Source organism: Pseudomonas capeferrum, assembly GCF_000731675.1.
Lineage (GTDB): Bacteria > Pseudomonadota > Gammaproteobacteria > Pseudomonadales > Pseudomonadaceae > Aquipseudomonas > Aquipseudomonas capeferrum.
The window spans coordinates 128,536-155,530 of record NZ_JMIT01000002.1; the positions used below are offsets into that span (position 1 = coordinate 128,536).

A 26,995-nucleotide genomic window follows, 5' to 3' on the forward strand; every position below is an offset into this window, starting at 1 on the left:
AAACAGCCTTAAAAACGCAAAAATGACGCCATTTTGATCAAACGTGCCTGTTCCCTAGCTCATTCCGAATAATGGCTTATTGCCACAAATCAAGCCCATTAAATATCCATTCAATAAAACCAGCGGCTTGCCGATACCTCACGAAAGCCTTGCGGATTCTTTGCGGATTACCCACCCATGCGTAACAACCAGCCGATTACCCAGAGAGAACGGACTTTCCCTGCCCAGCAGCGGTTGATCTCCACCACCAACGCCAAGGGCGTGATCAGCTACTGCAATGACGCGTTTATCGAAATCAGTGGGTTCACCCGCGAAGAGTTGACCGGCGCGCCGCACAACCTGGTGCGTCACCCGGATGTGCCCGCGGCCGTGTTCGCCCACATGTGGCAAACCCTCAAACAGGGCCAGCCTTGGATGGGCATCGTCAAGAACCGCTGCAAGAACGGTGACCACTACTGGGTCAACGCCTATGTCACGCCGATCTTCGACAATAACCAGGTGGTCGGTTTCGAATCGGTGCGGGTCAAACCCACCGCCGAACAGATCCGCCGAGCCGAAGGCCTCTACCAGCGCCTGAACCAGGGCAAGTCGGCGGTGCCGCGACGTGATCAATGGCTGCCGATTCTGCAGGACTGGCTGCCGTTCATTCTGGTAAGCCAGGTGGGCTTCCTGATTGGCAACTGGCTTGGCCACTCCTGGGGCTTCGGCCTGGCGGCGGCCCTGTCGGTGCCCCTTGGCCTGCTCGGCCTGAGCTGGCAGCAACGTGGCCTCAAGCGCCTGCTGCGCCTGGCGGAACAAACCACGTCCGACCCCCTCATCGCGCAGATGTACACCGATAGCCGCGGCGTTCAGGCCCGCCTGGAAATGGCCATGCTCAGCCAGGATGCACGCATGAAAACCTGCCTGACACGCCTGCAGGACAGTGCAGAACACCTCAGCGAACAGGCGCGGCAATCCGATGCCCTGGCCCACAAGAGCTCTTCGGGGCTGGAGCGCCAGCGGGTGGAAACCGAGCAAGTGGCGGCCGCCGTCAACCAGATGGCTGCCACCACCCAGGAAGTGGCCAACCATGTGCAACGCACTGCCGACGCCACCCAGGAAGCCAATCGCCTGACCAGCCAGGGCCGGCAGATTGCCGGTGAAACCCGTGAGGCCATCGAGCGCCTGTCGGCGGCAGTGGGTGAAACCGGTGCAACGGTGACGCAACTGGCCAAGGACAGCGACGAAATCGGCGGTGTGGTCGATGTGATCAAGGGCATCGCCGACCAGACCAACCTGCTGGCGCTGAACGCCGCCATCGAAGCCGCCCGCGCCGGAGAGATGGGCCGTGGTTTTGCGGTCGTGGCCGACGAGGTACGCCAGTTGGCCCAGCGCACTGCCGAATCCACCGGGCAGATCCACGGCCTGATCGCCAAGCTGCAGCAGACAGCCAGCAACGCCGTACTGACCATGGAAACCGGCCACCGCCAGGCACAGGAAGGGGTCGACCGGGTCATGCAGGCCGATGAAGCGTTGGTCGGTATCAGCGAAGCGGTGGCCAATATCACCGACATGGCGACCCAGATCGCAGCCGCTACCGAAGAGCAGACTGCCGTCGCCGACGAGATCAGCCGCAACATCAGCACCATTGCCGACCTTGCCGACCAGACAGCTGAACAGGCCCAGCATTCGGCGCTGCTCAGCGAGGAACTGACCAGCACTGCCGGTAGCCAGTATTCGCTGGTGGAGCGTTTCAACCGCTAAGACACCGAGCCTTGTGTGATATTGGGGCGGCCTTGGCGGGCCGCTCCTACCAGTCCAATTGCAACCGGCTCTCGAAATACCGCTCCTCACCCGTCAACGGATCTTCGAAACGCAGGCTCTGCGCCAACAGTTTCAAAGGCCGCTGATAATCGTCATCGGTCTGCAGCAGTTCGGGGTAGAACGGATCGTTGCAGATTGCCGCGCCCAATGCCGCCATGTGTACACGCAATTGGTGGGTCTTGCCGGTCACCGGCGACAGACCGTAGCGCCATAACTCGCCACGCGTCTCCAGCACCTGGGCCAAGGTTTCGCTGTTGTCAACGCCCTCCACCTCCTGCATGCGGAAGAACGGCTCGCCATGCACCAGGCGGCTTTTGTGCACCAGCGGGAAGTTGTGCTGGGGCATGGCTGCGGCGATGGCCTGGTAGCGTTTGTCGATCCGCCGCTCGGGGAACAAGCGCTGGTAGGCACTGCGCGTCTGGGGGTTGGCGGAGAACAGCACAAGCCCTGCGGTATGCCGGTCGATGCGGTGCAAAGGCACCAGATGCGGGTTGTCCAGACGCCGAATCAGCCGGCGCAGCAAAGTCTGCTCGACATACTCACCGGTCGGGGTCACCGGCAGAAAGTGCGGTTTGTCGGCAACCACCAAATGCTCGTCCACGTGCAACAGGGTTTCCTGCACAGGGATCGGCCGCTCATTTGGCACTTCCCGGAAGTAGTGCAAGCGCATGCCGCGTTTATAAGCCAGCCCAGCAGAGATTGCCTGCCCCTGCGCATCGAGCACGCGGCCGCGGGCAAAGCGGTCAAGCCACTGCGCCCGTTCGATGGCCTTGAAATGGTCACACAGGCAATCGAGCACCGTCGCCCAGTTGCCGGGGGGCAGGCACACCGTGCTGGCTTGCTGGCGGGCAGGGTCGAAAGGCGTGGTCATGGCAGCGCTCAAAAGGTTGGAGGCCGCGCATTATCCTCCAAGCCTTCCACCTCAACCAGCCTGTAGCGTCGCCTCGCTGCGCGCCTTCAACCAGCGCAGTACTTGCACGGCCTCCCAGCGGTTGGGGTCGTACAGGGCATATAACAAACCCTGGTAACCTACGACGTCCAGCCCACGGTGGTAACCGGCACGCTGGAACAATGCCTCGATCTCGGCAAAACAGGTATTGAAGTGAACCTTGCCGAACGGCGTTCGGTCTTCAGTCACCAGGCCTTCGAGGCGCAGTTCCAGAACCGCGTCGCACACCCGCTCGACGGGCATGTGGTTGACGCTGTACTTGAGTTGCTCGACGTTGAGCATGGCCTTCCCCTCGAACACTGTATTTATATACAGCATACGGACCTCCCCTCCTCCACGTCAATTCGCCAGCGCGTCATTGCAACCCCTGCAGGTAACCGGTGCCTCTGCGAATGGTCAGCACCTGGCCCCGCGGAGTGCCAGTGGTCACGGACAAATGCACCCACCGGTCAAACTCCAGGATCAGTTGATCGAAGGGTACGTCGCTGTCGCTGATTCTGCGTATCACCTCACGCGGGCTGACGTCGATCACCGTGAAGTCGGCTGCCAACCCCAGCACATGCTGGCTTGACGGTGCCCCACCGACACGCTGATTAAGCGCACTGCAGCGGTAGCCGCTACTGATGATGATCGGCATGCCGAGCAGCGCACGTACCTTTTCAAGCACGCCACACAGGACAGTTAGATTGGCCAGTACCTCAGGTGTAGGGGTGTTGTCAAACCCTTCCCTTGCGGCGATTTTCGAAGCGGTCATTTCATCCAGGGTGAAATGAGGCGTGATGAACATGGTTAGATTCTCGATGACAGTTCAAGGACACCGGCAGCAGTGGCCGGCACCCGATCATCGACTTGTAATCCCAACCATGGCGTGAGGAATGCGTGCCCATTGGGCGATCATTGCGCGAGAAACGCCACCACTTGCTCGGCATCGAACGGCCAATGCAGCTCGCCGCCATTGTCACAGCGACGCAGCACGGGAATGATCAGGCCATAGCGTTCGAACATGGCCTCGTTATCGGCAATGTCGACCAGCTCCACCAACAGGCCATGATCGACGAAAGGCATCAGCACAGCCTCGGCCACTTCGCACAGGTGGCAGCCGAGGGTGCCGAACAATTGGCATTCAGGCAGCATGGGGCAGTTCTCGGTTTGGCTTTGGAAAAGCCTATTCTAGGTCCGTCCCGCCCACTGCGCACCTGGCCTCGCTCAATCCTGGCTGGTTGCACCAATGCGGTGCAGCGACAGGTCCGCGCCCTGAAACTCCTGCTCGTGGCTCAAGCGCAAGCCATGCAGCGCTCGGATCACCCCATAGACGACAAAGCCACCGAGCAATGCCACCAGCACCCCCATAACACTGCCCAGCAACTGGCTGGCCAGGCTGACACCGCCCATGCCACCAAGGGCGGCCTGGCCGAACACGCCACAGGCAATGCCACCCCACACACCGCACAGGCCGTGCAACGGCCACACGCCCAGCACGTCGTCGATTTTCCAGCGGTTCTGCGCCGCTGTGAAACTCCAGACAAACAGCACCCCAGCCACCAGGCCGGTGGCCAGCGCGCCAATCGGGTGCATCAGGTCGGAACCGGCACAGATCGCCACCAGCCCGGCCAGCGGCCCATTGTGCAGGAAGCCCGGGTCGTTGCGCCCGGCCAGCAAGGCCGCCAGGGTGCCGCCGACCATGGCCATCAGCGAATTGATCGCCACCAGGCCGCTTACGCCCTGCAAGGTCTGGGCGCTCATCACGTTGAAGCCGAACCAGCCAATGATCAGGATCCACGAACCCAGCGCCAGAAACGGAATGCTCGAAGGTGCAAAAGCCACCAGGCGGCCGTCGCGGTAGCGCCCGCGCCGTGGCCCCAGCAACACCACTGCCGCCAGCGCCAGCCAGCCGCCCATGGCATGCACCACGACAGAGCCGGCAAAGTCATGGAACGGCGCCCCGAAGCGTGCGTGCAGCCAGGCCTGCACACCGAAGTTGCCGTTCCACACCACGCCTTCGAAAAACGGATAGACAAACGCCACGATCAACGCGGTGGCACACAGCTGCGGAACAAAACGCGCACGCTCGGCAATGCCCCCGGAGATGATCGCCGGGATGGCAGCTGCGAACGTGAGCAGGAAGAAGCACTTGACCAGCGCATAGCCATGGTCGACGGCCAGTTGCGCCGCCGGCTGGAAGAAACTCACGCCGTAGGCGATCCAATAGCCGATAAAGAAGTACACCAGCGCCGAAATGGCGAAGTCGCTGAGAATCTTCGACAAGGCATTGACTTGATTTTTGTGCCGTACAGTGCCCACTTCGAGAAAGGCGAAGCCAGCATGCATGGCCAGCACCAGAATGGCGCCCATGAGAATGAACAGGGTATTCGAACCGTGGACCAGGGAGTCCATCGCGCTGTGCATGTGTTCCATGAATAGGCAGACCTGCTGAAAAGGCACCAGGACAGTTCAAGAACCTGCATCCCTGCACCGAATCGGTGCCAGCCCCCTGCCCCGTTTGCTGAATGGGGCGAGGCCTGCATGGTTTATTCTTGGGTTTGTCGAGGATTGGGTTAAGGTTTACGTTAGTTCGTCACGCAGGGCGCCCCGAATCGGCGCAGTGCACGCCAGCGGCGCCCCGCTACGTGGCAAAGCCTTAGCAAGGCCCATACCAGCCCAGTTACCCGCACAGCCACTTGAACCTTCGGCATGTGCTATCACTCGAACTACCAACACTCATCGACAGGGAGAGACCCATGGCCAGCAAATCGGCAAAGACTGCTCAAGAGATATTGATGGCTGACTTTCAGGCCTTGGTCCGCGACACCGAGAAGCTGCTCGCCGACACCGCCAACTTGGCAGGCGATCAGGCTGACGAATTGCGTGGACAGATCCATGACCGCCTGACCCAGGCCCGTGAAACCCTGCAACTGACCCAGGAATCGGTGCGCGACCGCGGCCAGGCAGCCCTTGGCACCGCCGAGCAGTACGTGCAGGAAAACCCCTGGCAGGCCATCGGTATTGCGGCGGGCGTGGGGCTGTTGATCGGCCTGCTGGCCAATCGGCGCTGAGGGGTTCCCATGGAGAATGACGCCATCGGCGCCGGCGCTTCGGGCAAACGCCTGGGCGCGGCGATGCTCGGGCTGCTGCACAGCCACATCGAGCTGTTTGGTATCGAGCTGCAGGAGCAGAAGGGCCGCACCTTGAGCCTGCTGTTGTTCGCAGGTTTGGCACTGGTGTTCGCCCTGCTGCTGCTGACGGCGCTGTCCGGGCTGCTGCTGGTGCTGCTGTGGGACAGCTATCGCCTGGCGGGCATCATCGGCCTGTGCGTGTTCTACGGTGTGGCCGCGTTGTATTGCGGTTTGCGTTTGAAGGCTGCGGTGTTCGACGAGTCATCGCCGTTCGGCGCGACCCTCGAGGAACTTGCCAAGGACCGGGAGCGCCTGTTGCCATGAGCCTGCCTGAACTACCCAATACTCGTAACCCTCGCGAACTGCGCAAGGCCCTGTTGCGCCTGCGTCTGGAGATGCACCGCCAGGAAATCCGCCACGAGTCGGGGCAACTGCTCGAGCCACTGCAGCGCGTGCGCGGCATGGGCAGTTCGCTGCACGAGGGGCTTGGCATCAAGCATGCGCCGCTGTGGGGGATTGGCGCGGTGGTTGCCTTGGGCTTTCTCACCGGCAAGGGCGTGCGCAGTGGCAACCTGACACGGCTGGTGCGCTTGGGCGGCAGCTTGTTGCCGCTGATTCGACTGTATCTGCAGGGCAGCCGCCGGCACTGACGTTTTCGCATCACCTGAACAGACGCGATCACCCGCCGGTGATCGCGTAAACCTTCAGCTTGCATGGTGACTCACGACACAGGAAGCTACGCCCATCGACCGACAGGAGATCGAGCCTTGGACTGGCATACCTTGCTGACCCGCGAACGCCTGGGCAAAGCCCTGTACAGCCCCGAAGAACTGGGGCGCAGCCCTTTCCACAAGGACCACGACCGCATCATCTTCTCCGGCGCCTTCCGCCGGCTTGGGCGCAAGACCCAAGTACACCCGGTTACCAGCAACGACCATATCCATACGCGCCTGACCCATTCCCTGGAAGTCAGTTGCGTCGGCCGCTCGCTCGGCATGCGGGTGGGCGAAACCCTGCGTGACAGCCTGCCAGACTGGTGCGAACCGAGTGACCTCGGGATGATCGTGCAATCGGCCTGCCTGGCCCACGACATCGGCAACCCGCCGTTCGGCCACTCCGGCGAAGACGCCATCCGCCACTGGTTCCAGCAGGCAGCAGGGCGTGGCTGGCTGGACGACATGAGCGATGACGAGCGCGCCGACTTCCTCAACTTCGAAGGCAATGCCCAAGGCTTTCGCGTACTCACCCAACTGGAGTATCACCAGTTCGACGGCGGCACCCGGCTGACGTACGCCACCCTCGGTACTTACCTCAAGTACCCCTGGAGCGCCCGCCATGCCGATGCCCTGGGTTACAAGAAACACAAGTTCGGCAGCTACCAGAGCGAACTGCCGTTGCTCGAACAGATCGCCCGCAAACTCGGCTTGCCGCAACTGGAAGATCAACGCTGGGCGCGCCACCCGCTGGTCTACCTGATGGAGGCCGCGGATGACATCTGCTATGCGCTGATCGACTTGGAAGACGGCGTGGAGATGGAGTTGCTGGAGTATGCCGAAGTCGAGGCGCTGCTACTCGGCCTGGTGGGCGACGACCTGCCGGAGACCTATCGCCAACTCGGCCCGCGCGACTCGCGACGGCGCAAGCTGGCGATCCTGCGCGGCAAGGCCATCGAACACCTGACCAACGCCGCCGCCCACGCCTTCGTCGAACAGCAACAGGCATTGCTCGCCGGGCATCTGCCCGGTGACCTGGTCGAACACATGCATGGCCCGGCCAAGCACTGCGTGCTGCAAGCCAAGGACATGGCGCGCAACAAGATCTTCCAGGACAAACGCAAGACCCTGCACGAGATCGGCGCCTACACCACACTCGAGATCCTCTTGAACACCTTCTGCGGCGCGGCCCTCGAACAGCATGGCGGCCGCACCCCGTCGTTCAAGAGCCGGCGTGTGCTCGACCTGATCGGCAACAATGCACCGGACCCGCATGGCTCATTGCACAGCGCCTTTCTGCGCATGATCGACTTCATCGCCGGTATGACCGACAGCTATGCCAGTGAAATGGCCCGCGAAATGACGGGGCGCTCCAGCCCGACCTGAGCCCGTCAGGTGCAGCCCGAGCACAGCCTCTGGCTGCACCCTTTCTTGAAGGAAACTTCCTACTTGTGTAGGTGCCGATTAAACACCACGAATAGCAGTCAATGAAAAGTTACCAAACAAGGTTTGACATCAAGCTCGGCAGGCCAAATTCGTAGCCCGATTTGTTTTATCCTGTAAGCCATTTCCCATATACAGCGAATAGCCCTTCCTCACATGCCCGACGACTTCCAACTGGGATAAGGTGCCACCCGTCACCCTCACTCGCCCGCAGGGAAGTTGAACATGCACTCCGTATTTATTGTCGACGACCATCCCGTTATCCGCCTGGCCGTTCGTATGTTGCTGGAAAATCAGAACTACAAGATCGTCGGCGAATCGGACAATGGCGTTGACGCCATGCAGATGATTCGAGAAACCGCCCCTGACCTGGTCATCCTCGACATCAGCATCCCCAAGCTAGACGGCCTAGAGGTGCTTTCCCGCTTCCAGGCCATGTCCCTGCCGTTGAAGGTTCTGGTGCTGACCGCCCAATCCCCGGCGCTGTTCGCCGTACGCTGCATGCACTCGGGCGCTGCGGGCTATGTGTGCAAGCAGGAAGACCTCAGCGAACTGCTCAGCGCGATCAAGGCAGTACTTGCCGGTTACAACTATTTCCCCAGCCAGGCAATCAAACACAATCAAACGGTAGACGCCGACCTGCAACTCTTCCGCCAGGTCAATGACCGTGAACTTATGGTCCTGCAATTATTTGCCCAAGGGCGAAGCAACAAGGAAATCGCCAAAGGCATGTTCCTCAGCAACAAGACGGTGAGTACCTACAAGAAGCGCCTGATGCACAAACTCCAGGTCGAGACCTTGGTGGACCTGATCGAAATGGCCAAACGCAACGCACTGGTCTGAGGGTTTTCATGGCGCGCCATATCGCCCGGCTGTTACTCGCCCTGGCACTGGTCAGCGGCGCGATACACGCCAACCACCACGGGGTTACCGCGTATGCCCTGCTGGCACGCTCACCGGTAATGCCAGCACAGCCTTCTCTTACGGCCCCGCAACGCCAATGGCTCGAAAGCCGACACGAACTGGTGCTGGGTACCTCTGCGCCCGACTATCCGCCCTTCGACATCACCAGTGGCGGCCGCGACTATCAAGGCCTCACCGCCGAGTATGCAAACCTGATCGGCCTTGCCCTGCAGCTGCCTGTACGCGTGCTGCGCTTCAACAGCCGACAGGCAGCGGTAGAGGCACTCAAACGCGGCGATATCGACCTGCTCGGCAGTGCCAACGGCTATGAAGCGACAACGGACGGTCTGGCACTGTCGCACCCCTATGCCATTGACCAGCCGGTGCTGGTCACCCGTGAGGACGAACGCCGCCCTTTGGACCTGGGCCTGGAGAACATGCGGCTGGGCATGCTCTACCACTACCTGCCGAGGCAGGAGATAGGCAGTGCCTACCCCAAGGCCCAGGTGCTGGCCTTCGGCTCGTCTTCCCAAGCCTTGAATGCCGTTGCATTTGGCCAGGCCGACGTGTTCATCGGCGACACCATCTCCACCCATTACCAGCTCAATCGCGGCCACCTGCCTGGCCTGCGCATCGCCAATTTCAGCAAGCACGAAGCGATCGGCTTCAGCTTTGCCATGCGCAAGGCGGATGCGTTGCTGCTGGAACTGGTCAACGCCATTCTCGACAATCAGCCTGCAGCCGTGCGCGCCAGTATCTTCAAGCGCTGGAGTGCCGGCAGCGACCTGCTCCTGACCGACCGCAAGCTGCAACTGACAGAGGCTGAGGAATTCTGGTTGCAACACCACCCGGTCATGCGCGTGGCCATCGACGATAGTGCGGCGCCCTTGTCCTTCTTCGATGGTTCGGGATATTTCAGGGGCATCACCGCCGACCTGCTGGAGCTCATCCGCCTGCGCACCGGCCTGCGTTTCGAGGTGCAGCGCGCCAGCGGCATTGCCGACATGATCGCCCGCCTCAAGGACGGCCGGGTGGATGTGATTGCGGCGCTCACTACCGACGGTGAGGCCGAGCAGACCCTGCAAATCAGCCGCCCTTACCTTGAAAGTGTCTATGTATTGGTCAGCCGAGCGAGCAACGGGCAATACACCTCTCTGGAACAACTGAAGGACCGACGCATCGCGATTACCCGCTACAGCGCGATGGATGACCTTTCCACGCGCTATCCGCACATTGGCTGGATCGAGACCGAGAGCTCCTTCTATTCCACGGCGCTGCTCAAAAGCGGTGCTGTAGATGCCGTGATCACCACCTTGATAGACGCCAACCATGCGGTGGCCACCCACCCCGACCTGGTCATACGCGCCACCGTCGGCAGCGAGCCGGCCAGCTACGCCATGGCAGCCGCCAGCCATTCACAGACGCTGGTATCGATCCTCGACAAAGCGTTGTTGAGCATTCCGCCGGAAGAACTGGGGGTGATCAACAACCGCTGGCGTGGTTACGGCCTGCATGACGACAGCACCTGGCAGAGCTTTCGCCGGCTCGCCTGGCAGGTGCTGCTGGGTACCGGGCTGTTGCTGCTGCTGGCAATGATCTGGAATGCCCGCCTGCGCCTGCAGATCAAGCAGCGTCAAAGCGCCGAGCGGGCGTTGAACGACCAGCTGGCATTCATGCGTGCGCTGCTCAACGGCACACCGCACCCCATGTACGTGCGTGATCGCGAGGGGTGCCTGCAAAGTTGCAACGACAGCTACCTGGAAGCCGTTCAGGCCTGCAGCGAAGAGGTCATGGGCAAGCGCCTGGAGCAAAGCCTGTTCGCTGACGGCGAACATACTCACCAGATCCAGGCCGATTACCTGAAGGTCATGGCCGCCGGGACCCCACTGATCATCGATCGGCCGCTGCGGGTCAAAGGCCGCGAAATGACCATCTACCACTGGATCCTGCCATACCGCGACTCGCTGGGCGAAGTACAAGGCATCATCGGCGGCTGGATCGATATCAGCGAACGGCGCCAGCTGGTTCAGGAACTGCGCCAGGCCAAGCAGCAAGCCGAAGATGCCAACCGCGCCAAAAGCACGTTCCTGGCCACCATCAGCCATGAAATCCGAACGCCGATGAACGCCGTCATCGGCATGCTCGAACTTGCCGTCAAACGTGCCGACCAGGGTCGGGTGGACCGTTCAGCCCTGGAACTGGCCCACCATTCGGCCAAGGACCTGCTGGGGCTGATCGGCGATATCCTCGATATCGTGCGCATCGAATCCGGGCATCTGTCACTCACTCCGGAGCCGGTCGACCTGGCCGCACTGGTCGAGTCGGTGGGCCGTATCTTCGATGGCCAGGCGCGGCAGAAGGGCCTGGCCCTGGAGGTGATGATCGAACCGGCGGCCCGCTGCCATGCATTGCTCGACCCGCTGCGCTTCAAGCAGGTGCTGTCCAACCTGGTCAGCAACGCCATCAAGTTCACCGAGCATGGCCAGGTACGCATCTGCGTTTGCCTGCAGGAAGCAGAAGCCTCCCCTTACCCGACCCTAGAGCTGGAAGTACGTGACAGCGGCATCGGCATTCACGCCGATGACTTGCAACGCCTGTTCAACCCATTCATCCAGGCCAACCCGCACAGCCAGGGTGCCCGCGCAGGCACTGGCCTTGGCCTCGCGATCTGCCGGAGCCTGTGCGAAATGATGGGAGGCACGCTGACCATCAAGAGCCTCGAAGATGTCGGCACCCAGGTTCGCTTGAAAATGCCGTTGCAAGTTGTCAGCGCCGACGCTGTCGAGAGGCCGGTGATCGAACCTGTCGACGTACCCGATCCACGCCTGAACGTGCTGGTGATCGACGACCATCCCGCCAACCTGCAGTTGATGGCGCAGCAGCTGGGTTACCTGGGCCTGGGCCACACCTGCGCCAGGGATGGCCGTGAAGGCTTGGGCCTGTGGCGCGCAGGCGCCTTCGATGTGTTGGTGCTCGACTGCAACATGCCGCACATGAACGGCTACCAGCTGGCCAGTACCGTACGTGCCGAAGAACGGCAATACGGGCGATCGCGCTGCACCATCCTCGGCTATACCGCCAACGCCCAGCCCGAGGTCATGCGCAAGTGCCTGGATGCCGGCATGGATGACTGCCTGCTCAAACCCATCAGCCTGACCACCCTGAGCCAGCGCCTGGCCGGCATCAGCCCACGGGGCCGACAGCCATGGCGGCGCAAACTGTTCGACCTGGAGGGCCTGGGCACGATCGTCGGCCAAGCCCCGAACGACCGCCAGCGCTTTCTGGCCGCCCTGCACGAGAGCCTGCAAACGGACCTGGTGATTCTGATGAGCCTGCCCGCACAAGACGCCGACGCCGTTGCCGACCAGGCGCACAAGATCCTCAGCGCCGCCCGCATGCTGGAGGCGCCCGAGCTGATGGCGGCGTGCGAAGCGCTGCAGAACACCACGTTGCCGACACCGCAACTGCGCCTACGGCGCCAGGCACTGGCCCGGCACATGCGCCGGGTGGAGAAGGCGTTGGCCGCTGACATCAAGGCTACCGGCGGGCTTGAATGAGCAAGGCAGCCACACGCCGAAGCTGGTAGACTGCGCGGCGATATTACCTAAGAGGATTGTTTCATGGCCACTAACCGCTCCCGCCGCCTGCGCAAAAAGCTGTGTGTCGACGAGTTTCAGGAATTGGGCTTCGAGCTGAACCTGGACTTCAAGGAAGACTTGGATGATCAGGCGATCGACGCATTCCTCGATGCCTTCCTGGAAGAAGCCATGGACGCCAACGGCCTCGACTACGTAGGCGGTGACGATTTCGGTCTGGTGTGCTCGGCCAAACGCGGTTCGGTCACCGAAGAGCAGCGTGCTGCCGTCGAAGCCTGGCTCAAGGGCCGCAGCGAACTGACCAAGATCGAAGTCAGCCCGCTGCTCGACGCATGGTATCCGGGCAACGCGATCAACCCGGCCGAGTGATACCTGCGCTACCCAGCGGCTTGCACGCTGAAAAGGCCACCCTTCGGGGTGGCCTTTTTTGTTGGCGTCGCTTTTGTGTCGAACGTGGCCCATCGTGGCTAAGCTTGGGGCATAATGCGCGTTCTATTTCGTCCTGGGGCCATCATCTCTTACAGCCCCAATGTCCTTCTCCCTCGCCGCAGGGTATTTACTGAATATGATCAAAACGCTCCGTCCCCTCGTTCTCGCCGGCCTGCTCCTGCCCTTCGCCCTGCCCAGCCAGGCCGCCGCCGTCAATACCAGCCTGCCACCCAAGGTGCAGCAGGCGCTTAAAGCCAACAAGCTGCAAGACACTGCGCTGTCTTTGGTGATGCTGCCGCTGGATGGGCCAGGCGCCGCGACCGTGTTCAACGCCGATGTCTCGGTGAACCCGGCCTCGACCATGAAGCTGGTCACCACCTACGCAGCGCTTGAACTGCTCGGCCCTACATTCCAGTGGAAGACCGAATTCTACACCGACGGCACCTTGAGCAACGGTGTGCTCAACGGCAACCTGTACCTCAAAGGTGGCGGCGACCCGAAGCTGAACATGGAAAAACTGTGGCTGCTGATGCGTGACCTACGGGCCAACGGCGTGCGCACCATCAGCGGTGACCTGGTACTGGACCGCAGCCACTTCGTGCAGCCCAACCTGCCGCAGTTCAACGATGATGGCGGCGACGTCAACAAGCCGTTCCTGGTCAAGCCTGACTCGTTGCTGGTCAACCTCAAGGCACTGCGCTTTGTCGCCCGCAACGATGGTGGCAAGGTGACCATCGCCGTCGAACCGCCGATTGCCAACATCCGCATCGATAACCAGGTCAAGCCCGTGGCGTCCAAGCAGTGCAAGGGTGACGTGCGCTACAACCCTGTGCCCCAGGCCGATGGCGTCAGCGTGGTGGTCAGCGGCCAACTCGGCGATGGCTGCAACTCGCAGACCTACCTGTCGCTGCTCGATCACCCGACCTACGCCGCCGGCGCCGTGCGGGCGATCTGGAACGAGCTCGGTGGCAGCATCCAGGGCCGCGATCGCATCGAGAACGTGCCCAAGAGCGCACGCCTGCTGGCACGGGCCTTCTCGCCCGACCTGGTGGAAGTGATCCGCGACATCAACAAGTACAGCAACAACACCATGGCCCAGCAGCTGTTCCTCAGCCTGGGTGCACAGTTCCGTACCGATGCCGATGGCGATGATGCCCGTGCGGCGCAACGCGTCGTTCGCCAGTGGTTGGCGAAAAAAGGCATTACTGCACCTCACCTGGTGATGGAGAACGGCTCCGGCCTGTCGCGCGCCGAACGCGTCAGTACCCGCGAGATGGCCGCGCTGCTGCAGGCTGCCTGGAAGAGCCCCTACTCGGCCGAGTTCATCAGCTCCATGCCGCTGGTGGGCATGGACGGTACCATGCGCAAGCGCCTGAAACGCACGGCCATGACCGGTGAGGGGCACATCAAGACCGGCACCCTGAATACCGTGCGGGCCATCGCGGGCTTCAGCCGCGACAGCAACGGGCATACCTGGGCGGTCGCGGCCATTCTCAATGACCCGAAGCCGTGGGGCGCATCGCAGGTGCTTGACCAGGTGCTGCTGGACCTCTATCGCCAGCCGAAACTGGGCACCAGTACTGCGGCCAACTGACCAAGTCTCGGCCTAAACACCGGTGGGGGCCGCAGGAACGGCCCCCCGCGTCTGCCGGCCACCTAGCCCGTGCAGGGCTCAGGTCAATTCCCCTTCCACCCGGTCCCGCCCCGCTTGCTTGGCGGCATACACCCCGGCATCCGCGCGCCACAGCAAGGCATCGGCGCCCTCGCCTGGCCGCCAACCCGCCACACCGAAGCTCGCGGTCACCTCGCCTACCCCTTCGATCGGTACGTTGCGCACACCCTGCCACAGCTCTATCGCCAGTAGCCGCGCCTGCTCGGCATCGCTACCCGGGCACAGCACCATGAACTCCTCCCCGCCCAGCCGGCAGAACACGTCGGTTCGTCGCAAGCGCAAGGCGATGCGCTGGCACAGGCTGCGCAGCACCAGGTCACCCACCGCGTGGCCGAACTGGTCGTTGATGCGCTTGAAGTGATCGATATCGAGCATGATCACCGCCAACGCCAAGCCATCACGCTGAGCGCGATCCAGCTCGACCTTGAGCCGCTCCTGGAAATAGCGCCGGTTATGAATACCGGTCAGCGCGTCGGTCACCGACAGCGCACGCAACTCCTCCTCCACCCCCTTGAGGTCGGAGATGTCGGTCAGGTAGCCATGCCAAAGGGTACACCCCGCATCGCCGACCTCTGGTGTCGCTTCGCCGCGCACCCAGCGCAAGCCCGCACGCGGCAGGCAGACCCGGTACTCCTCGCGCCACGGCGTGAGGTGGTCGGCCGAGTAGCGCACCGACCGGCGTACGCGGTCCAGGTCATCGGGGTGGATACGCTCGAACACCAGCGTGGCGTCCTCGTGCAGCTGCTGCAGGTCGACCTCGTAGATGTCGTACAGGCCTTTGCTGGCATACGGGAAGCACGAGCTGCCATCGGCATCCAGGCGGTACTGATAGATGCCGCCGGGTACCTCGGCACTGAGTTTTTCCAGCAGCCGGTCACGCGCCGCCAGCGCCTCATGCACCCGGCGTCGTTCCGTGACATCGATGCAGATCGCCAGGTAGCCGACCCATAGGCCTTGTTCATCGAGCATGGCCGTGACCAGCATGTTGGCCAGCAGATGGCTGTTATCGGCGCGCAGCAAGGTCCACTCGCCAGGCTCGGCACCGCTCTCCTGCACCGTTTCGGCAAACATCGCCTGGCCACCGGCAATACACCGCCCGTAGCGCTGGCTCAAGGCATGGGCGCGCTGGCTGAGTTCTTCAGGCAGCACCAGGTCCTCCAGGCGCAGTTGGCCGATCGCCTCGCTGGCCGAATAGCCGAGCATGCGCTCGGCTCCGGCATTGAAGGTGCTGACCACCCCCTTGAGGTTGGTAGCGATGATCGCCACCTGGGTCGCGGCATCCAGCACGCTGCGCAACTGGTTGTGAGTGCCGCGCAGGGATTGCTCGCTGACTCGAAGCTCTGCAGTGCGCTGCTCGACCAGGGTCAAGGCGCGCTGGCGCTGGCTGAACAGGCTGTAGAGCAAGGCACTGAGCAGTAAGCTCAACAGCCCGCCCAATAGCCCGACCGTCAGCGCAGCCGATGAACGGTTGGCCTTCAGAAACGCCACACTCGGCCGCACAAGCAGCTGGAATGGGTGGTCAGCCAGGTGCAGCAACTGGCTGCTCGCCAACGCCAGGGGTGCTGCCTCGTTCTGGGAGTCGAACACCACTTCAGGCCCTTGCAGCCCGGAAGGGTCTTCGATGCGCACGACCAGATTGTCATCAGCCAGGGCCGGCAACCCATCGCTGATGAGCTCGCGCAGGTTGAGCAACGCCATCACATACCCCGCCGCCGCGCCATGCGGCGCTGCGTCGGAGAACACCGGCGCCACCATCAGCAGGCCACGTGCCTGTGCTGCCGGCCGCCCAGCCTCGGCATCCATGATCTGCAGGGGCTCGGACACCGCCATGCTGCCAGGCTCCAGCGCACGCGCCAGGGTTGCCTGGCGCGCGCCCTGGCCAGCAAGGTCGAGCCCGTAAGGGAGTGCCGGCTGATCAGCTGACTGGGTGTAGAGCACCGGAAAGTAGTGGTCACGCAGTGGCGCCGGCTGCCAGTTGCCCTGCGCATCCTGATCGCGGATCACATAACCCTGGCCCAGCCAGGCCGCGGTGCGCTGTTCGAAATCGGCACGCTGCGCCGCCTCTACGCGCGGCGCCCAGGCGTAAGCCAAAGTGCGCTGCAGCAAGGGCCGTGCGTAACCATCGAATTCGCGGGGGGTGATTTCATTGGAGAAGCTGAAAAACCGCCGCAGCCCGTCCAGGCGCTGCTGCTGATCATCAAAACGCTCGGCGATGCGGCTGTAGCGCTCGCTGGCCAGCAACTCGAAGCGCTGGCGCAGTTGCTGCTTGTAAAAGGTGTGCGCGGCAAGCGCCAGGGTGGCCGACAGCAGGCCGCCAGCCACCAAGGCCACCAGCGCCACGGCCCAGGCGGACACCCCTTCGCTGCACAGGCCAAGAAACCTCGCACGTACGCCAAACTTGGACATAAACCCATCTCGTCACGTCAGCGTCCTGCGGATTATCTTGCCCTGCCGTCAGTTATAGCTATTGGCCATTAGCGGCGCAATGCACCTCGTCGCTTCAGCGCAATTGCAGGCGCCACGCGCGGTGGATACGGTTGTTGCGGGCGAAGTCCGGGTCCAGCGTCTGGGCGGTGATCTCCTCTACCGCGTAACGCGCCATCAGGTGCTCATCAAGCTGGAACTTGCGGAAGTTGTTGGAGAAGTACAGCACGCCACCTGGCTCCAGCCGCGCCATCGCCAGGTCCAGCAGTTGCACATGGTCACGCTGTACGTCGAACACACCTTCCATGCGCTTGGAGTTGGAGAAGGTCGGCGGGTCGATGAAGATCAGGTCATAGGTGTCGCGGTTGGCTTCCAGCCAGGCCATCACATCGCCCTGCTCCAGGCGGTTGCGCTCGGAGAAACCATTGAGCGACAGGTTGCGCCGCGCCCAGTCCAGGTAGGTTTTCGACAAGTCGACGCTGGTGGTGCTGCGCGCGCCGCCCTTGGCCGCATGCACGGTTGCCGTGGCGGTGTAGCAGAACAGGTTGAGGAAGCGCTTGCCGGCAGCCTCGCGCTGGATGCGCATGCGCATCGGGCGATGGTCGAGGAACAGGCCGGTATCCAAGTAGTCGGTGAGGTTGACCAGCAGCTTGACGCCGCCTTCGTTGACTTCCTGGAAGCGCCCTTCGGTGGCCTGGCGCTCGTACTGGCGGGTGCCGCTCTGGCGCTCGCGGCGCTTGAGCACCACACGCTGGGGCGAGATACCCAGTGCCTGCGGAATCGCGGCCAGGGCATCGAGCAGACGCGCCTGGGCCTTCTCTGGGTCGATCGTGCGGGGTGCCGCGTATTCCTGCACGTGCACCCAGTCGTGGTAGAGGTCTACTGCCAGGGCGTACTCGGGCATGTCGGCATCGTACAGGCGGTAGCAGTCGACCTGCTCGCGACGGGCCCACTTGCCCAATTGCTTGAGGTTTTTTTGCAGACGATTGGCGAACATCTGCGCACCTTCCGACAGGCGCGCAGGCTCGCTTGCCTGTGGCTCCTCGCGCCGGGCCTCGCCGTTTTCAGCCTGAGGGTCGCGACGCTCGCCGGTGACGAACTGGTCAGGCTGCACCTTGAACAACAGCAGCTTGCACGGCAGCGCACCGTTCCAGAATGCGTATTGCTTGTGGCTACGGATGCCCATGCGCTTGCCCAGCTCCGGCGCCCCGGTGAACACCGCCGCTTCCCAGCCCATGCAGGCCTGGCGCAAACGTTCGCCCAGGTTCTGATAGAGATACAACAGGCTGGCTTCGTCGCCCAGGCGCTCGCCGTAAGGCGGGTTGCTGATGACCAGGCCTTTCTGGTTCTGGTCTGGCCGCGGCTCGAAGGTGCTGACCTCGCCCTGGTAGATCTTTACCCAGTCGCTCAGGCCGGCACGTTCGACGTTGTTGCGCCCAGGCTGGATCAGCCGCGGGTCGGCCTCGTAGCCACGGATCCACAGCGGTGGCTTGGCCAGGCCGGCCTGCGCGCGCGCTTGCGCCTCGTCATGGACCTTGCGCCACAGTGCCGGCACATGGCCAAGCCAGGCGCTGAAGCCCCAACGCTCGCGCTTGAGGTTAGGTGCCATATCGGCGGCAATCATTGCGGCTTCGACCAGGAAGGTACCCACACCGCACATCGGGTCAGCCAGGGCGCCGCCTTCGGCAGCGATGCGCGGCCAACCGGCGCGGATCAGCACAGCCGCCGCCAGGTTTTCCTTGAGCGGCGCGGCGCCTTGCTGCAAGCGGTATCCGCGCTGGTGCAGGCTGTGGCCGGACAGGTCGAGCGAGAGAATCGCCTCGCCGCGGTCCAGGCGCAGGTGCACACGCACATCGGGGTCGATCTTTTCCACCGACGGGCGCAGGCCTTCACGGTTGCGCAGCTTGTCGACGATGGCGTCCTTGACCTTGAGCGCACCGAAATGGGTGTTGTCGATGCCCGAGCCATGGCCGCTGAATTCCACCGCAAGCGTACCGTCGGCGGCCAGGTGGTCAGCCCAGTCAACCGCGTTGACGCCATCGTAGAGGTCGTCGGCGTTCTTCATGTTGAAGCGCTTGAGCACCAGCAACACCCGGTTGGCCAGGCGCGACCAGACGCACAGGCGGTAGGCGGTTTCCATGTCGGCGGCGCCGCGAATGGCCGAGGTGTGCTCGCGCACCTCATCGAGGCCGAGGCCCTTGGCCTCTTCGGCGAGCAGGCCTTCCAGGCCTTTGGGGCAGGTGAGATAGAGTTCGAAACGGTCCGACATGAGGATTCCAGAGCCTTTGGCTATTTGACTGACGAGGCGACGCATCGCCCCGCGATGTTTGCCCGAACACCCTTCCAGCAGGCATCCGAGTGGCCCTCCCCTGCACAACTGCGCAGCAGAACGACCGGGCCGCCTGACCGATCAGCACTTCGCCAGGGGCAAAGACAGCTTAGATCATCAGGCAGTTTGAAAAATTCGAGCGATTCAGGGACCGATGTGACCCTTCGTCGCATTTCAAAATAATTCTGTCATGGCCCAGCAACGCTGGCGAAATGACGTCAATGATCGGCAAACCCCGATCATAGCGGGCTCAACGGCAAATAAGGTTGAGTCGCATTTATTTACTTATCACTTCACCCTTGGAAAGGTTACGTGCTTATGACAAATCGATCATTCACACCGTGACTCGCATTCGTTAGAACTGGTCTTAGGCCGCTTCGCAACGAGGCGGCACCTTCAGCTCGCCACGCCGGCAGCGAGCGCAAACCGGCAGAAAGACTCTGCCCGGCCTCGGAGAGGCCGACGGGACATTACAGTCAACAAGTGAGGGCAACACCCTATGAGAAGACTTAAGCGTGATCCGTTGGAAAGAGCATATTCACGTGGCTACCAATACGGGGTCACCGGCAAATCCCGCGAACTTTGCCCGTTCAATCTTCCTTCTGTTCGCCAAGCCTGGATCAACGGCTGGCGTGAAGGTCGCGGTGATAACTGGGACGGCATGACTGGCACCGCTGGCATCCATAGACTCAACGAAAATCACGCCGTTGGCTGATCGAGGACACTGAATTCGATTTACCATGCACGCCCCATCCGGGCGGCGGGCGAAGGCCCAGGGGCCCCTTGATGGGGCCCTTTTTATGGCCGGTTAAAAACCTGAAGGTTGTCGTGGCATCGCGGCGATAGCATCCACTGCCTCGCGGATCAGCGCAGGGCCTTTATAGATGAAGCCCGAGTAGATCTGCACCAGGCTGGCCCCGGCGGCGATTTTCTCGGCGGCGTGACGCCCCTCGGTGATGCCACCCGCAGCAATGATCGGCAGCTTGCCGCCCAGCTCACCTGCCAGCACCTTCACCGTGTGAGTACTCTTCGCCAGTACCGGAGCACCCGACAAACCACCGGCTTCGCCCCCATAAGGCAAGCTTTCGACGCCTTCACGGCTCAGCGTGGTGTTGGTGGCGATCACCGCGTCCATGCCCGATTCCATCAACGCAGCAGCCACCAGTGCGGTTTCTTCATCACTCATGTCCGGGGCGATCTTGATCGCCAACGGCACGCGCTTGCCCTGCGTAACCGCCAACTGCTCGCGGCGCTCGGCCAAGGCATCGAGCAACTGCTTCAGCGAGTCGCCAAACTGCAGGCTGCGCAGCCCCGGCGTGTTCGGCGAACTGACGTTGACGGTGATGTAGGTGGCGTCGGCATAGACCTTGTCCAGGCAGATCAGGTAGTCATCGACCGCACGCTCGACCGGGGTGTCGAAGTTCTTGCCGATGTTGATGCCCAGCACGCCTTTGTAACGCGAAGCTCGCACGCGCTTGAGCAGGTGATCGACGCCCAGGTTGTTGAAACCCATGCGGTTGATGATCGCCGTGGCTTCCGGCAGGCGGAAAATCCGCGGCTTCGGATTGCCCGGCTGCGGGCGCGGTGTGACGGTACCGATCTCGACGAAGCCGAAGCCCAGCTGAGCAAAGCCATCGATGGCCGCGCCGTTCTTGTCCAGGCCAGCGGCAAGGCCCACCGGGTTGGCGAAGTTCAAGCCCATGACCGACACCGGCAAAGCCGCCGGCTGCTTGCACAGCATGCCATTGAGGCCAAGACGGCCACCGGCACCGATCAGGTCCAGGGACAGGTCGTGGGAGGTTTCCGGGGAAAGCTTGAACAGCAGCTGGCGGGCCAGGGTATACATGGGCGGGCAAGGCTCGGGGTGAATGAGGGGGCGATTATAGCCAGCGCACGGCTGGCATGACAGTAAATCCTCGGCCGCTTGGCACATGCGTTGCTTCGCACACCGCACTGCCTTTTCAGTACGGGCGAGGAACCTTGTGAACACAGCACCCCGAGCAACGCCCCTGGCCTGGGTCAACGGCAGCGACGCGCCGGAAAAACCCAGCCTGAACATTGGCTTCATGGCCCTGACCGATTGCGCCTCGGTGGTGGTCGCCGCCACCCAGGGTTTTGCCCAGCAGCACGGCCTGGCCCTCAACCTCAAGCGCCAGGGTTCCTGGGCGGGGCTGCGCGACAAACTGGTCAGCGGCGAACTGGATGCCGCGCACTGCCTGTACGGCCTGGCCTATGCCGTGCACCTGGGCATCGGTGGTGTGCCAGCCAGTGACATGGCCGTGCTCATGGGGCTGAACCAGAATGCCCAGGCCATCAACCTTTCCCCTGCCCTGCAACGCAAGGGTGTGACCAGCCCTGAGGCATTGGCGCGCCTGGTGCACCAGCATGGCGCACGCCTGACCTTTGCCCAGACCTTCCCCACGGGCACCCACGCCATGTGGTTGTACTACTGGCTGGCGAGCCAAGGCATCCACCCGCTGCGCGATGTCGACAGCGTGGTGGTACCGCCGGCACAGATGGCCGCGCATATCCAGGCAGGCCGCATCGACGGTTTCTGTGTCGGCGAGCCCTGGTCAGCCGATGCCGTCGGCAAGGGCCAGGGTTTTACCTTGGCAACCAGCCAGTCGATCTGGCCGGACCACCCGGAGAAGGTCCTCGCGTGCGCCCGCACCTTCGCCGAGCAGTACCCCAACAGTGCCCGCGCCTTGATCAAGGCGATCCTCGCGGCCAGCCGCTTCATCGAGCAAAGCCCTGAGAACCGCCGCAGCACCGCACAGCTACTCAGCGCCAATGCCTACCTGGACACCCCGGTGGGCAACATCGAGCCACGCCTGCTTGGCGACTACCAGGACGGGTTGGGCAACCACTGGCAAGACCCCCACGCCCTGCGCCTGTTCGACCAGGGCCAAGCCAACCTGCCGTACCTGTCCGACGGCATGTGGTTCATGACCCAGTTCCGCCGCTGGGGCCTGCTGCGCGACGACCCCGACTACCTCGGCGTGGCCAGCCAGGTCCAGCAACTGGGGCTCTATCGCGAAGCCGCAGACACCCTCGGCATCCCTTGCCACGGCCTGCCGATGCGCAGCAGCCTGCTGATCGACGGTACACGTTGGGACGGCAGCGACCCCTACGGCTATGCCCGCAGCTTCCGCTTGCATGCCCTGGGCGACACACCCGAAGCCTGCGCTGGCCTGTGAGGGGGATGAACATGCTGCGTATCCTGCTGATCGACGACACTCAAAACAAGCTGGGCAGGCTCAAGGCGGCCCTGAGCGAGGCCGGTTTCGACGTCATCGAAGCCCCGGGCCTGACCATCGACCTGCCCGCCTGCGTCGAAACGGTGCACCCGGACGTCGTGTTGATCGATACCGACTCACCGGATCGCGACGTGATGGAACAAGTGGTGCTGGTCAGCCGCGACCGCCCAAGGCCCATCGTGCTGTTCACCGACGAGCATGACCCGGGCGTGATGCGCCAGGCTATCCAGGCGGGGGTCAGCGCCTACATCGTCGAGGGCATCCACGCTGCGCGGCTGCAGCCAATCCTGGATGTGGCCATGGCCCGCTTCGAGAGCGACCAGGCGCTCAAGGCGCAGTTGGTGGCGCGCGACCTGCAGTTGGCCGAGCGCAAGCGCATCGAACAGGCCAAAGGCTTGCTGATGAAGATGAAGGACTGCAACGAAGAGCAGGCCTACACCCTGATGCGCCGCCAGGCCATGAGCCGGCAACAAAAGCTGATCCAGGTGGCCGAGCAGATCATCGCCATGCACGAAATGTTGGGCTGAACCCCGAAGGAGCGAGTTGGCCCAGCTCTTGCTGAAGAAACCACACCGGTAGCCAACGGCGGTTGCCCCACTTGATCCCGACAAAGACGTCGCTCACCCCTCCACAGCCGTGGGCCGGGTAGCGGCGTCTTTTTCGTTCCGTTGTTTTGCCGAGTGAGGTGTTCAATGAGTACCAGCTTCTGGAAATCCGGGCATGTGCCCACGCTGTTCGCTGCGTTCCTGTATTTCGACCTGAGCTTCATGGTCTGGTACCTGCTCGGCCCGCTGGCGGTGCAAATTGCCGCCGACTTGCAGCTGAGTGCACAGCAACGTGGCCTGATGGTGGCCACACCCATTCTGGCCGGTGCGATATTGCGCTTCGCCATGGGCCTGCTGGTCGATCGCCTGTCGCCCAAGACCGCCGGCCTGATCGGCCAGGTCGTGGTCATCATTGCCCTGGCCGGCGCCTGGTACCTGGGCGTGCACAGCTACGAGCACGCCCTGCTGCTGGGCGTCTTCCTGGGTTTTGCCGGGGCCTCGTTCGCCGTTTCGCTGCCACTGGCCTCGCAGTGGTACCCGCCTCAGCACCAGGGCAAGGCCATGGGGATCGCCGGTGCCGGCAACTCGGGCACGGTGTTCGCGGCGTTGCTGGCGCCCGCCCTGGCCGCAGGCTTTGGCTGGAACAACGTGTTCGGCTTCGCCCTGATCCCGCTGTCGCTGACCCTGGTGGTATTTGCCCTGCTGGCGCGCAACGCACCTGAGCGGCCCAAGCGCAAGGCCATGGCCGACTACCTCAAGGCCCTCGGTGACCGCGACAGCTGGTGGTTCATGTTCTTCTACAGCGTCACCTTCGGCGGCTTCATCGGCCTGGCTAGCGCCCTGCCCGGCTACTTCAGTGACCAATATGGCCTGAGCCCGGTCACCGCCGGCTACTACACGGCTGCCTGCGTCTTTGCCGGCAGCCTGATGCGCCCACTCGGCGGCGCCCTGGCCGATCGCTTCGGTGGCATCCGCACCTTGCTGGGCATGTACAGCGTGGCCGCCATCTGCATCGCCGCAGTCGGCTTCAACCTGCCCAGCGCAACCGCTGCCCTGGCGCTGTTCGTCAGCGCCATGCTCGGCCTGGGCGCCGGCAATGGCGCGGTATTCCAGCTGGTGCCGCAACGCTTTCGCCAGGAGATCGGCGTGATGACCGGGCTGATCGGCATGGCCGGTGGTATTGGCGGCTTCCTGCTGGCTGCGGGGCTTGGCACCATCAAGCAGCACACCGGTGACTACCAGTTGGGGCTGTGGCTGTTCGCCAGCCTCGGCCTGCTGGCCTGGTTCGGCCTGCATGGCGTCAAACAGCGCTGGCGCACCACCTGGGGCTCGGCCGCCGTGACTGCGGCGCGGGTCTGAGGCACGCCGATGAGCCTGCAACTGAGCTTTGCCCACGCCAGTGCCACCGGGCCGCGCGCGGAAAACCAGGATGCCCTGCGCCTGGTCACGCCGGCGCCGGAACTGGCCGCCAGCAAAGGCTACCTGTTCGCCCTCGCCGACGGTGTCAGCCAATGCGCCGATGGCGGCCTGGCAGCACGCGCCAGCTTGCAGGCCCTGGCCCTGGACTACTACGCCACCCCCGCCACCTGGAGCGTGGCGCAGGCGCTGGACCGCCTGCTGCTGGCGCAGAACCGTTGGCTGCGTGCCCAGGGTAGCGGCCAACCGCTGCTGACCACGCTCAGCGCCCTGGTGCTACGCGGGCGGCGTTTTACCTTGGCGCATGTTGGCGACTGCCGGGTCTACCGCTGGCACCAAGGGCACCTGCGGTGCCTGAGCGAAGACCACGTCTGGGACCAACCGGGCATGCAGCATGTGCTCAAGCGCGCGCTGGGCCTGGACCAACAACTGCTGGTCGATTACCTGGAAGGTGAACTGCAGGCGGGCGAGTGCTATGTGTTGGTGAGCGACGGCGTCTGGGCCAGCCTGGGGGACCAGCACATCCAGGCGGTATTGCGCGAGCAACCCGACCTGCAGTTGGCCGCTGACACGCTGGTCGCCAGCGCTCACCTCAATGGCAGCCAGGACAACGCCAGCGCCCTGCTGGTGCAGGTGCAACAGCTGGGTACGGCCAGCCTGGGCGATACCCTGGCGCAGTTGCAACAGTGGCCTGTACCCGGCCCCCTGCGTGAAGGCCAGGCGCTCGATGGTTGGCAGGTCGACACCCTGCTCTCGCACAGCCGTCAATCGCTGCTGTACCGGGTACGTGACGGCCACGGCCAGCCCTGGCTGCTCAAGACCCTGCCCAGCGCGCGCGAACAGGAGCCAGGGGCCGCCCAAGGGTTGCTGATGGAAGAGTGGTTTCTGCGCCGGGTCGCAGGGCGACACTTCCCCGAACTCCACGTCGCCAGCCAGCGCCAGCACCTGTATTACGTGATGCGCGAACACCCCGGCCAGAGCCTTTCGGCACTGCTCGCCGAGCACGGGCCGCTGCCCTTGGCGCAGTGGCTGGAGATCGCCCGTCAACTGCTGCAAGCGGTCGGCGTGCTGCATCGGCGCAACTTGCTGCACCGCGACATCAAGCCAGACAACCTGCACCTGGGCGCCGATGGACAGTTGCGGTTGCTGGACTTCGGCCTGGCGTATTGCCCCGGCTTGTCTGAAGACCCGCAGCACGAGCTGCCTGGCACGCCATCCTATATCGCCCCGGAAGCCTTCGACGGCCAACCACCCAGCCCGCGGCAAGACCTTTATGCCGTCGGCGTGACGCTTTACCAGCTGCTGACGGGGCACTACCCCTATGGCGAAGTGGAGCCGTTCCAGCGGCCACGCTTCAGCCAGCCGGTCAACGCTTCGCGCTATCGCCCCGACCTGCCGGAATGGTTGCAGCACAACCTGCTGCAAGCGGTGGCGGCCGACCCGGCGCAACGCTTTGAAACCGCCGAGCACTGGTTGTTGCTGCTCGAACGCGGCGACCGCCAGGAGCTGGCCCACCGCCCCCGGCCCTTGCTGGAGCGCGAACCGCTGAAAGTTTGGCGCACCCTGGCCCTGCTGTCCCTGCTGTGCAACCTGATAGTGCTGCTCGTCCTGCTCAAGGGCTGAGTACACCTTGCCGAAGAGGAAACAACGATGAATGCGAAAGTCTGGCTGGTCGGCGCCGGCCCTGGTGATCCCGAACTGCTTACCCTCAAGGCCGTGCGCGCATTGCAGCAAGCCCAGGTAGTGATGATCGACGACCTGGTCAACCCCGCAGTGCTGGAGCATTGCCCCCAGGCACGGGTGATGGCCGTGGGCAAGCGCGGCGGCTGCCGGTCCACGCCTCAAGCCTTTATCCAGCGCCTGATGTTGCGCCATGCGCGCCAGGGGCGCTGCGTGGTCAGGCTCAAAGGGGGCGATCCGTGCATCTTCGGCCGTGGCGGCGAAGAGGCTGCCTGGCTGCAAGGGCATGGCATCGAAGTGGAGCTGGTCAACGGCATCACGGCGGGCCTGGCAGGCGCGACGCAATGCGGTATATCGCTGACTTCGCGCGGGGTGAGCCGCGGCGTGACGCTGGTAACGGCACACACCCAGGATGACAGCGAGCTGAACTGGGCGGCGCTGGCCCAGGGCGGTACGACGCTGGTGGTGTACATGGGCGTTGCGCGGCTGGAGCAGATTCGCCAAGGCCTGCTGGCCGGCGGGATGGCTGCGCATATGCCGGTGGCGATGATCGAGAATGCGTCATTGGCGCAGCAGCGCGAATGCCGCAGTGATGTACAGGGGATGGTTGAGGATGCGCGGGCGTTCGGGCTAAGCAGCCCGGCAATTCTGGTGATCGGCGAGGTCGTCACCGGCGCTGTAAGCGCAGCCTTGCGTTGCGAAAGGGTTGCGTAGCAGCCCCAG

23 protein-coding genes are annotated in these 26,995 nt (G+C 63.2%); 15 read left to right on the forward strand and 8 right to left on the reverse strand.

The window, feature by feature from the left end; translation table 11 throughout:
• Nucleotides 1–177: 177 nt before the first annotated feature.
• Entirely contained in the window at nt 178–1,743 is a 1,566-nt protein-coding gene (locus PC358_RS13095; protein ID WP_033700452.1) for a methyl-accepting chemotaxis protein, read from the forward strand.
• A gap of 46 nt (nt 1,744–1,789) precedes the next feature.
• On the opposite strand, the gene PC358_RS13100 is transcribed toward PC358_RS13095, so the two are convergent.
• The 5 genes from PC358_RS13100 to PC358_RS13120 form a co-directional block, all read right to left on the reverse strand.
• Complete coding sequence (locus PC358_RS13100) at nt 1,790–2,674, reverse strand: pseudouridine synthase (protein ID WP_033700454.1); 885 nt, start codon at nt 2,672–2,674, stop codon at nt 1,790–1,792.
• Between the two features lie 51 nt (nt 2,675–2,725).
• Nucleotides 2,726–3,034: a hypothetical protein gene (locus PC358_RS13105; protein ID WP_033701480.1), complete on the reverse strand. Its 309-nt coding sequence runs from the start codon at nt 3,032–3,034 to the stop codon at nt 2,726–2,728.
• Nucleotides 3,035–3,107: 73 nt separating this feature from the next.
• Nucleotides 3,108–3,539, reverse strand: a complete 432-nt coding sequence (locus PC358_RS13110) for a D-Ala-D-Ala carboxypeptidase family metallohydrolase (RefSeq protein WP_033700455.1) — start codon at nt 3,537–3,539, stop codon at nt 3,108–3,110.
• A 107-nt stretch (nt 3,540–3,646) separates the two neighbouring features.
• A complete protein-coding gene (locus PC358_RS13115) occupies nt 3,647–3,886 on the reverse strand; it encodes a glutaredoxin family protein (RefSeq protein WP_033700458.1) in 240 nt (79 codons plus the stop codon).
• A gap of 72 nt (nt 3,887–3,958) precedes the next feature.
• Nucleotides 3,959–5,167, reverse strand: a complete 1,209-nt coding sequence (locus PC358_RS13120; RefSeq protein WP_033700459.1) for an ammonium transporter — start codon at nt 5,165–5,167, stop codon at nt 3,959–3,961.
• Nucleotides 5,168–5,490: 323 nt separating this feature from the next.
• On the opposite strand from PC358_RS13120, the gene PC358_RS13125 reads away from it, so the two are divergent.
• The 8 genes from PC358_RS13125 to dacB all read left to right on the forward strand — a co-directional run bounded on the left by PC358_RS13125 (nt 5,491) and on the right by dacB (nt 14,543).
• Complete coding sequence (locus PC358_RS13125; RefSeq protein ID WP_033700462.1) at nt 5,491–5,805, forward strand: ElaB/YgaM/YqjD family protein; 315 nt, start codon at nt 5,491–5,493, stop codon at nt 5,803–5,805.
• Between the two features lie 9 nt (nt 5,806–5,814).
• Nucleotides 5,815–6,189, forward strand: coding sequence for a phage holin family protein (locus tag PC358_RS13130; RefSeq protein ID WP_033700463.1), 375 nt, complete (start codon nt 5,815–5,817; stop codon nt 6,187–6,189).
• On the forward strand, nt 6,186–6,515 hold the full coding sequence (locus tag PC358_RS13135; protein WP_033700465.1) for a hypothetical protein: 330 nt from the start codon (nt 6,186–6,188) through the stop codon (nt 6,513–6,515). The genes PC358_RS13130 and PC358_RS13135 overlap by 4 nt, the downstream gene beginning before the upstream one ends.
• A gap of 117 nt (nt 6,516–6,632) precedes the next feature.
• Nucleotides 6,633–7,964, forward strand: coding sequence for a deoxyguanosinetriphosphate triphosphohydrolase (locus PC358_RS13140; protein WP_033700467.1), 1,332 nt, complete (start codon nt 6,633–6,635; stop codon nt 7,962–7,964).
• A 282-nt stretch (nt 7,965–8,246) separates the two neighbouring features.
• Nucleotides 8,247–8,864 (forward strand): response regulator transcription factor, encoded by a 618-nt coding sequence (locus tag PC358_RS13145; RefSeq protein WP_033700468.1) that lies wholly within the window; start codon nt 8,247–8,249, stop codon nt 8,862–8,864.
• An 8-nt stretch (nt 8,865–8,872) separates the two neighbouring features.
• Nucleotides 8,873–12,481, forward strand: coding sequence for a transporter substrate-binding domain-containing protein (locus PC358_RS13150; RefSeq protein WP_033700470.1), 3,609 nt, complete (start codon nt 8,873–8,875; stop codon nt 12,479–12,481).
• Between the two features lie 63 nt (nt 12,482–12,544).
• Nucleotides 12,545–12,889: a YggL family protein gene (locus PC358_RS13155; RefSeq protein WP_033700471.1), complete on the forward strand. Its 345-nt coding sequence runs from the start codon at nt 12,545–12,547 to the stop codon at nt 12,887–12,889.
• A gap of 196 nt (nt 12,890–13,085) precedes the next feature.
• A complete protein-coding gene (gene dacB, locus PC358_RS13160; RefSeq protein ID WP_033700473.1) occupies nt 13,086–14,543 on the forward strand; it encodes a D-alanyl-D-alanine carboxypeptidase/D-alanyl-D-alanine endopeptidase in 1,458 nt (485 codons plus the stop codon).
• 78 nt (nt 14,544–14,621) lie between these two features.
• On the opposite strand, the gene PC358_RS13165 is transcribed toward dacB, so the two are convergent.
• Complete coding sequence (locus PC358_RS13165) at nt 14,622–17,027, reverse strand: sensor domain-containing diguanylate cyclase (protein WP_033700474.1); 2,406 nt, start codon at nt 17,025–17,027, stop codon at nt 14,622–14,624.
• Between the two features lie 94 nt (nt 17,028–17,121).
• The gene (gene rlmKL, locus PC358_RS13170; protein WP_033700475.1) at nt 17,122–19,314 is read right to left on the reverse strand and encodes a bifunctional 23S rRNA (guanine(2069)-N(7))-methyltransferase RlmK/23S rRNA (guanine(2445)-N(2))-methyltransferase RlmL; all 2,193 of its coding nucleotides are present in this window, start codon (nt 19,312–19,314) and stop codon (nt 17,122–17,124) included.
• 559 nt (nt 19,315–19,873) lie between these two features.
• Between rlmKL and rmf the strand changes: the two genes are divergently transcribed.
• Entirely contained in the window at nt 19,874–20,089 is a 216-nt protein-coding gene (gene rmf / locus PC358_RS27180; RefSeq protein ID WP_003248687.1) for a ribosome modulation factor, read from the forward strand.
• A 93-nt stretch (nt 20,090–20,182) separates the two neighbouring features.
• Here the strand turns inward: rmf and PC358_RS13175 are convergent, their stop codons facing one another.
• The gene (locus PC358_RS13175; RefSeq protein WP_033700476.1) at nt 20,183–21,220 is read right to left on the reverse strand and encodes a quinone-dependent dihydroorotate dehydrogenase; all 1,038 of its coding nucleotides are present in this window, start codon (nt 21,218–21,220) and stop codon (nt 20,183–20,185) included.
• 136 nt (nt 21,221–21,356) lie between these two features.
• Here PC358_RS13175 and PC358_RS13180 point away from each other — a divergent pair, with 136 nt between their 5' ends.
• The 5 genes from PC358_RS13180 to cobA all read left to right on the forward strand — a co-directional run bounded on the left by PC358_RS13180 (nt 21,357) and on the right by cobA (nt 26,986).
• Nucleotides 21,357–22,571 (forward strand): CmpA/NrtA family ABC transporter substrate-binding protein, encoded by a 1,215-nt coding sequence (locus PC358_RS13180; RefSeq protein ID WP_033700477.1) that lies wholly within the window; start codon nt 21,357–21,359, stop codon nt 22,569–22,571.
• A gap of 11 nt (nt 22,572–22,582) precedes the next feature.
• Nucleotides 22,583–23,158, forward strand: coding sequence for an ANTAR domain-containing response regulator (locus PC358_RS13185; protein WP_033701481.1), 576 nt, complete (start codon nt 22,583–22,585; stop codon nt 23,156–23,158).
• A gap of 165 nt (nt 23,159–23,323) precedes the next feature.
• A complete protein-coding gene (locus PC358_RS13190) occupies nt 23,324–24,535 on the forward strand; it encodes a nitrate/nitrite transporter (protein WP_033700478.1) in 1,212 nt (403 codons plus the stop codon).
• A 9-nt stretch (nt 24,536–24,544) separates the two neighbouring features.
• Nucleotides 24,545–26,215: a bifunctional protein-serine/threonine kinase/phosphatase gene (locus PC358_RS13195; RefSeq protein ID WP_033700479.1), complete on the forward strand. Its 1,671-nt coding sequence runs from the start codon at nt 24,545–24,547 to the stop codon at nt 26,213–26,215.
• Between the two features lie 27 nt (nt 26,216–26,242).
• Nucleotides 26,243–26,986, forward strand: coding sequence for a uroporphyrinogen-III C-methyltransferase (cobA, locus tag PC358_RS13200; protein ID WP_033700480.1), 744 nt, complete (start codon nt 26,243–26,245; stop codon nt 26,984–26,986).
• Nucleotides 26,987–26,995 lie beyond the last annotated feature (9 nt).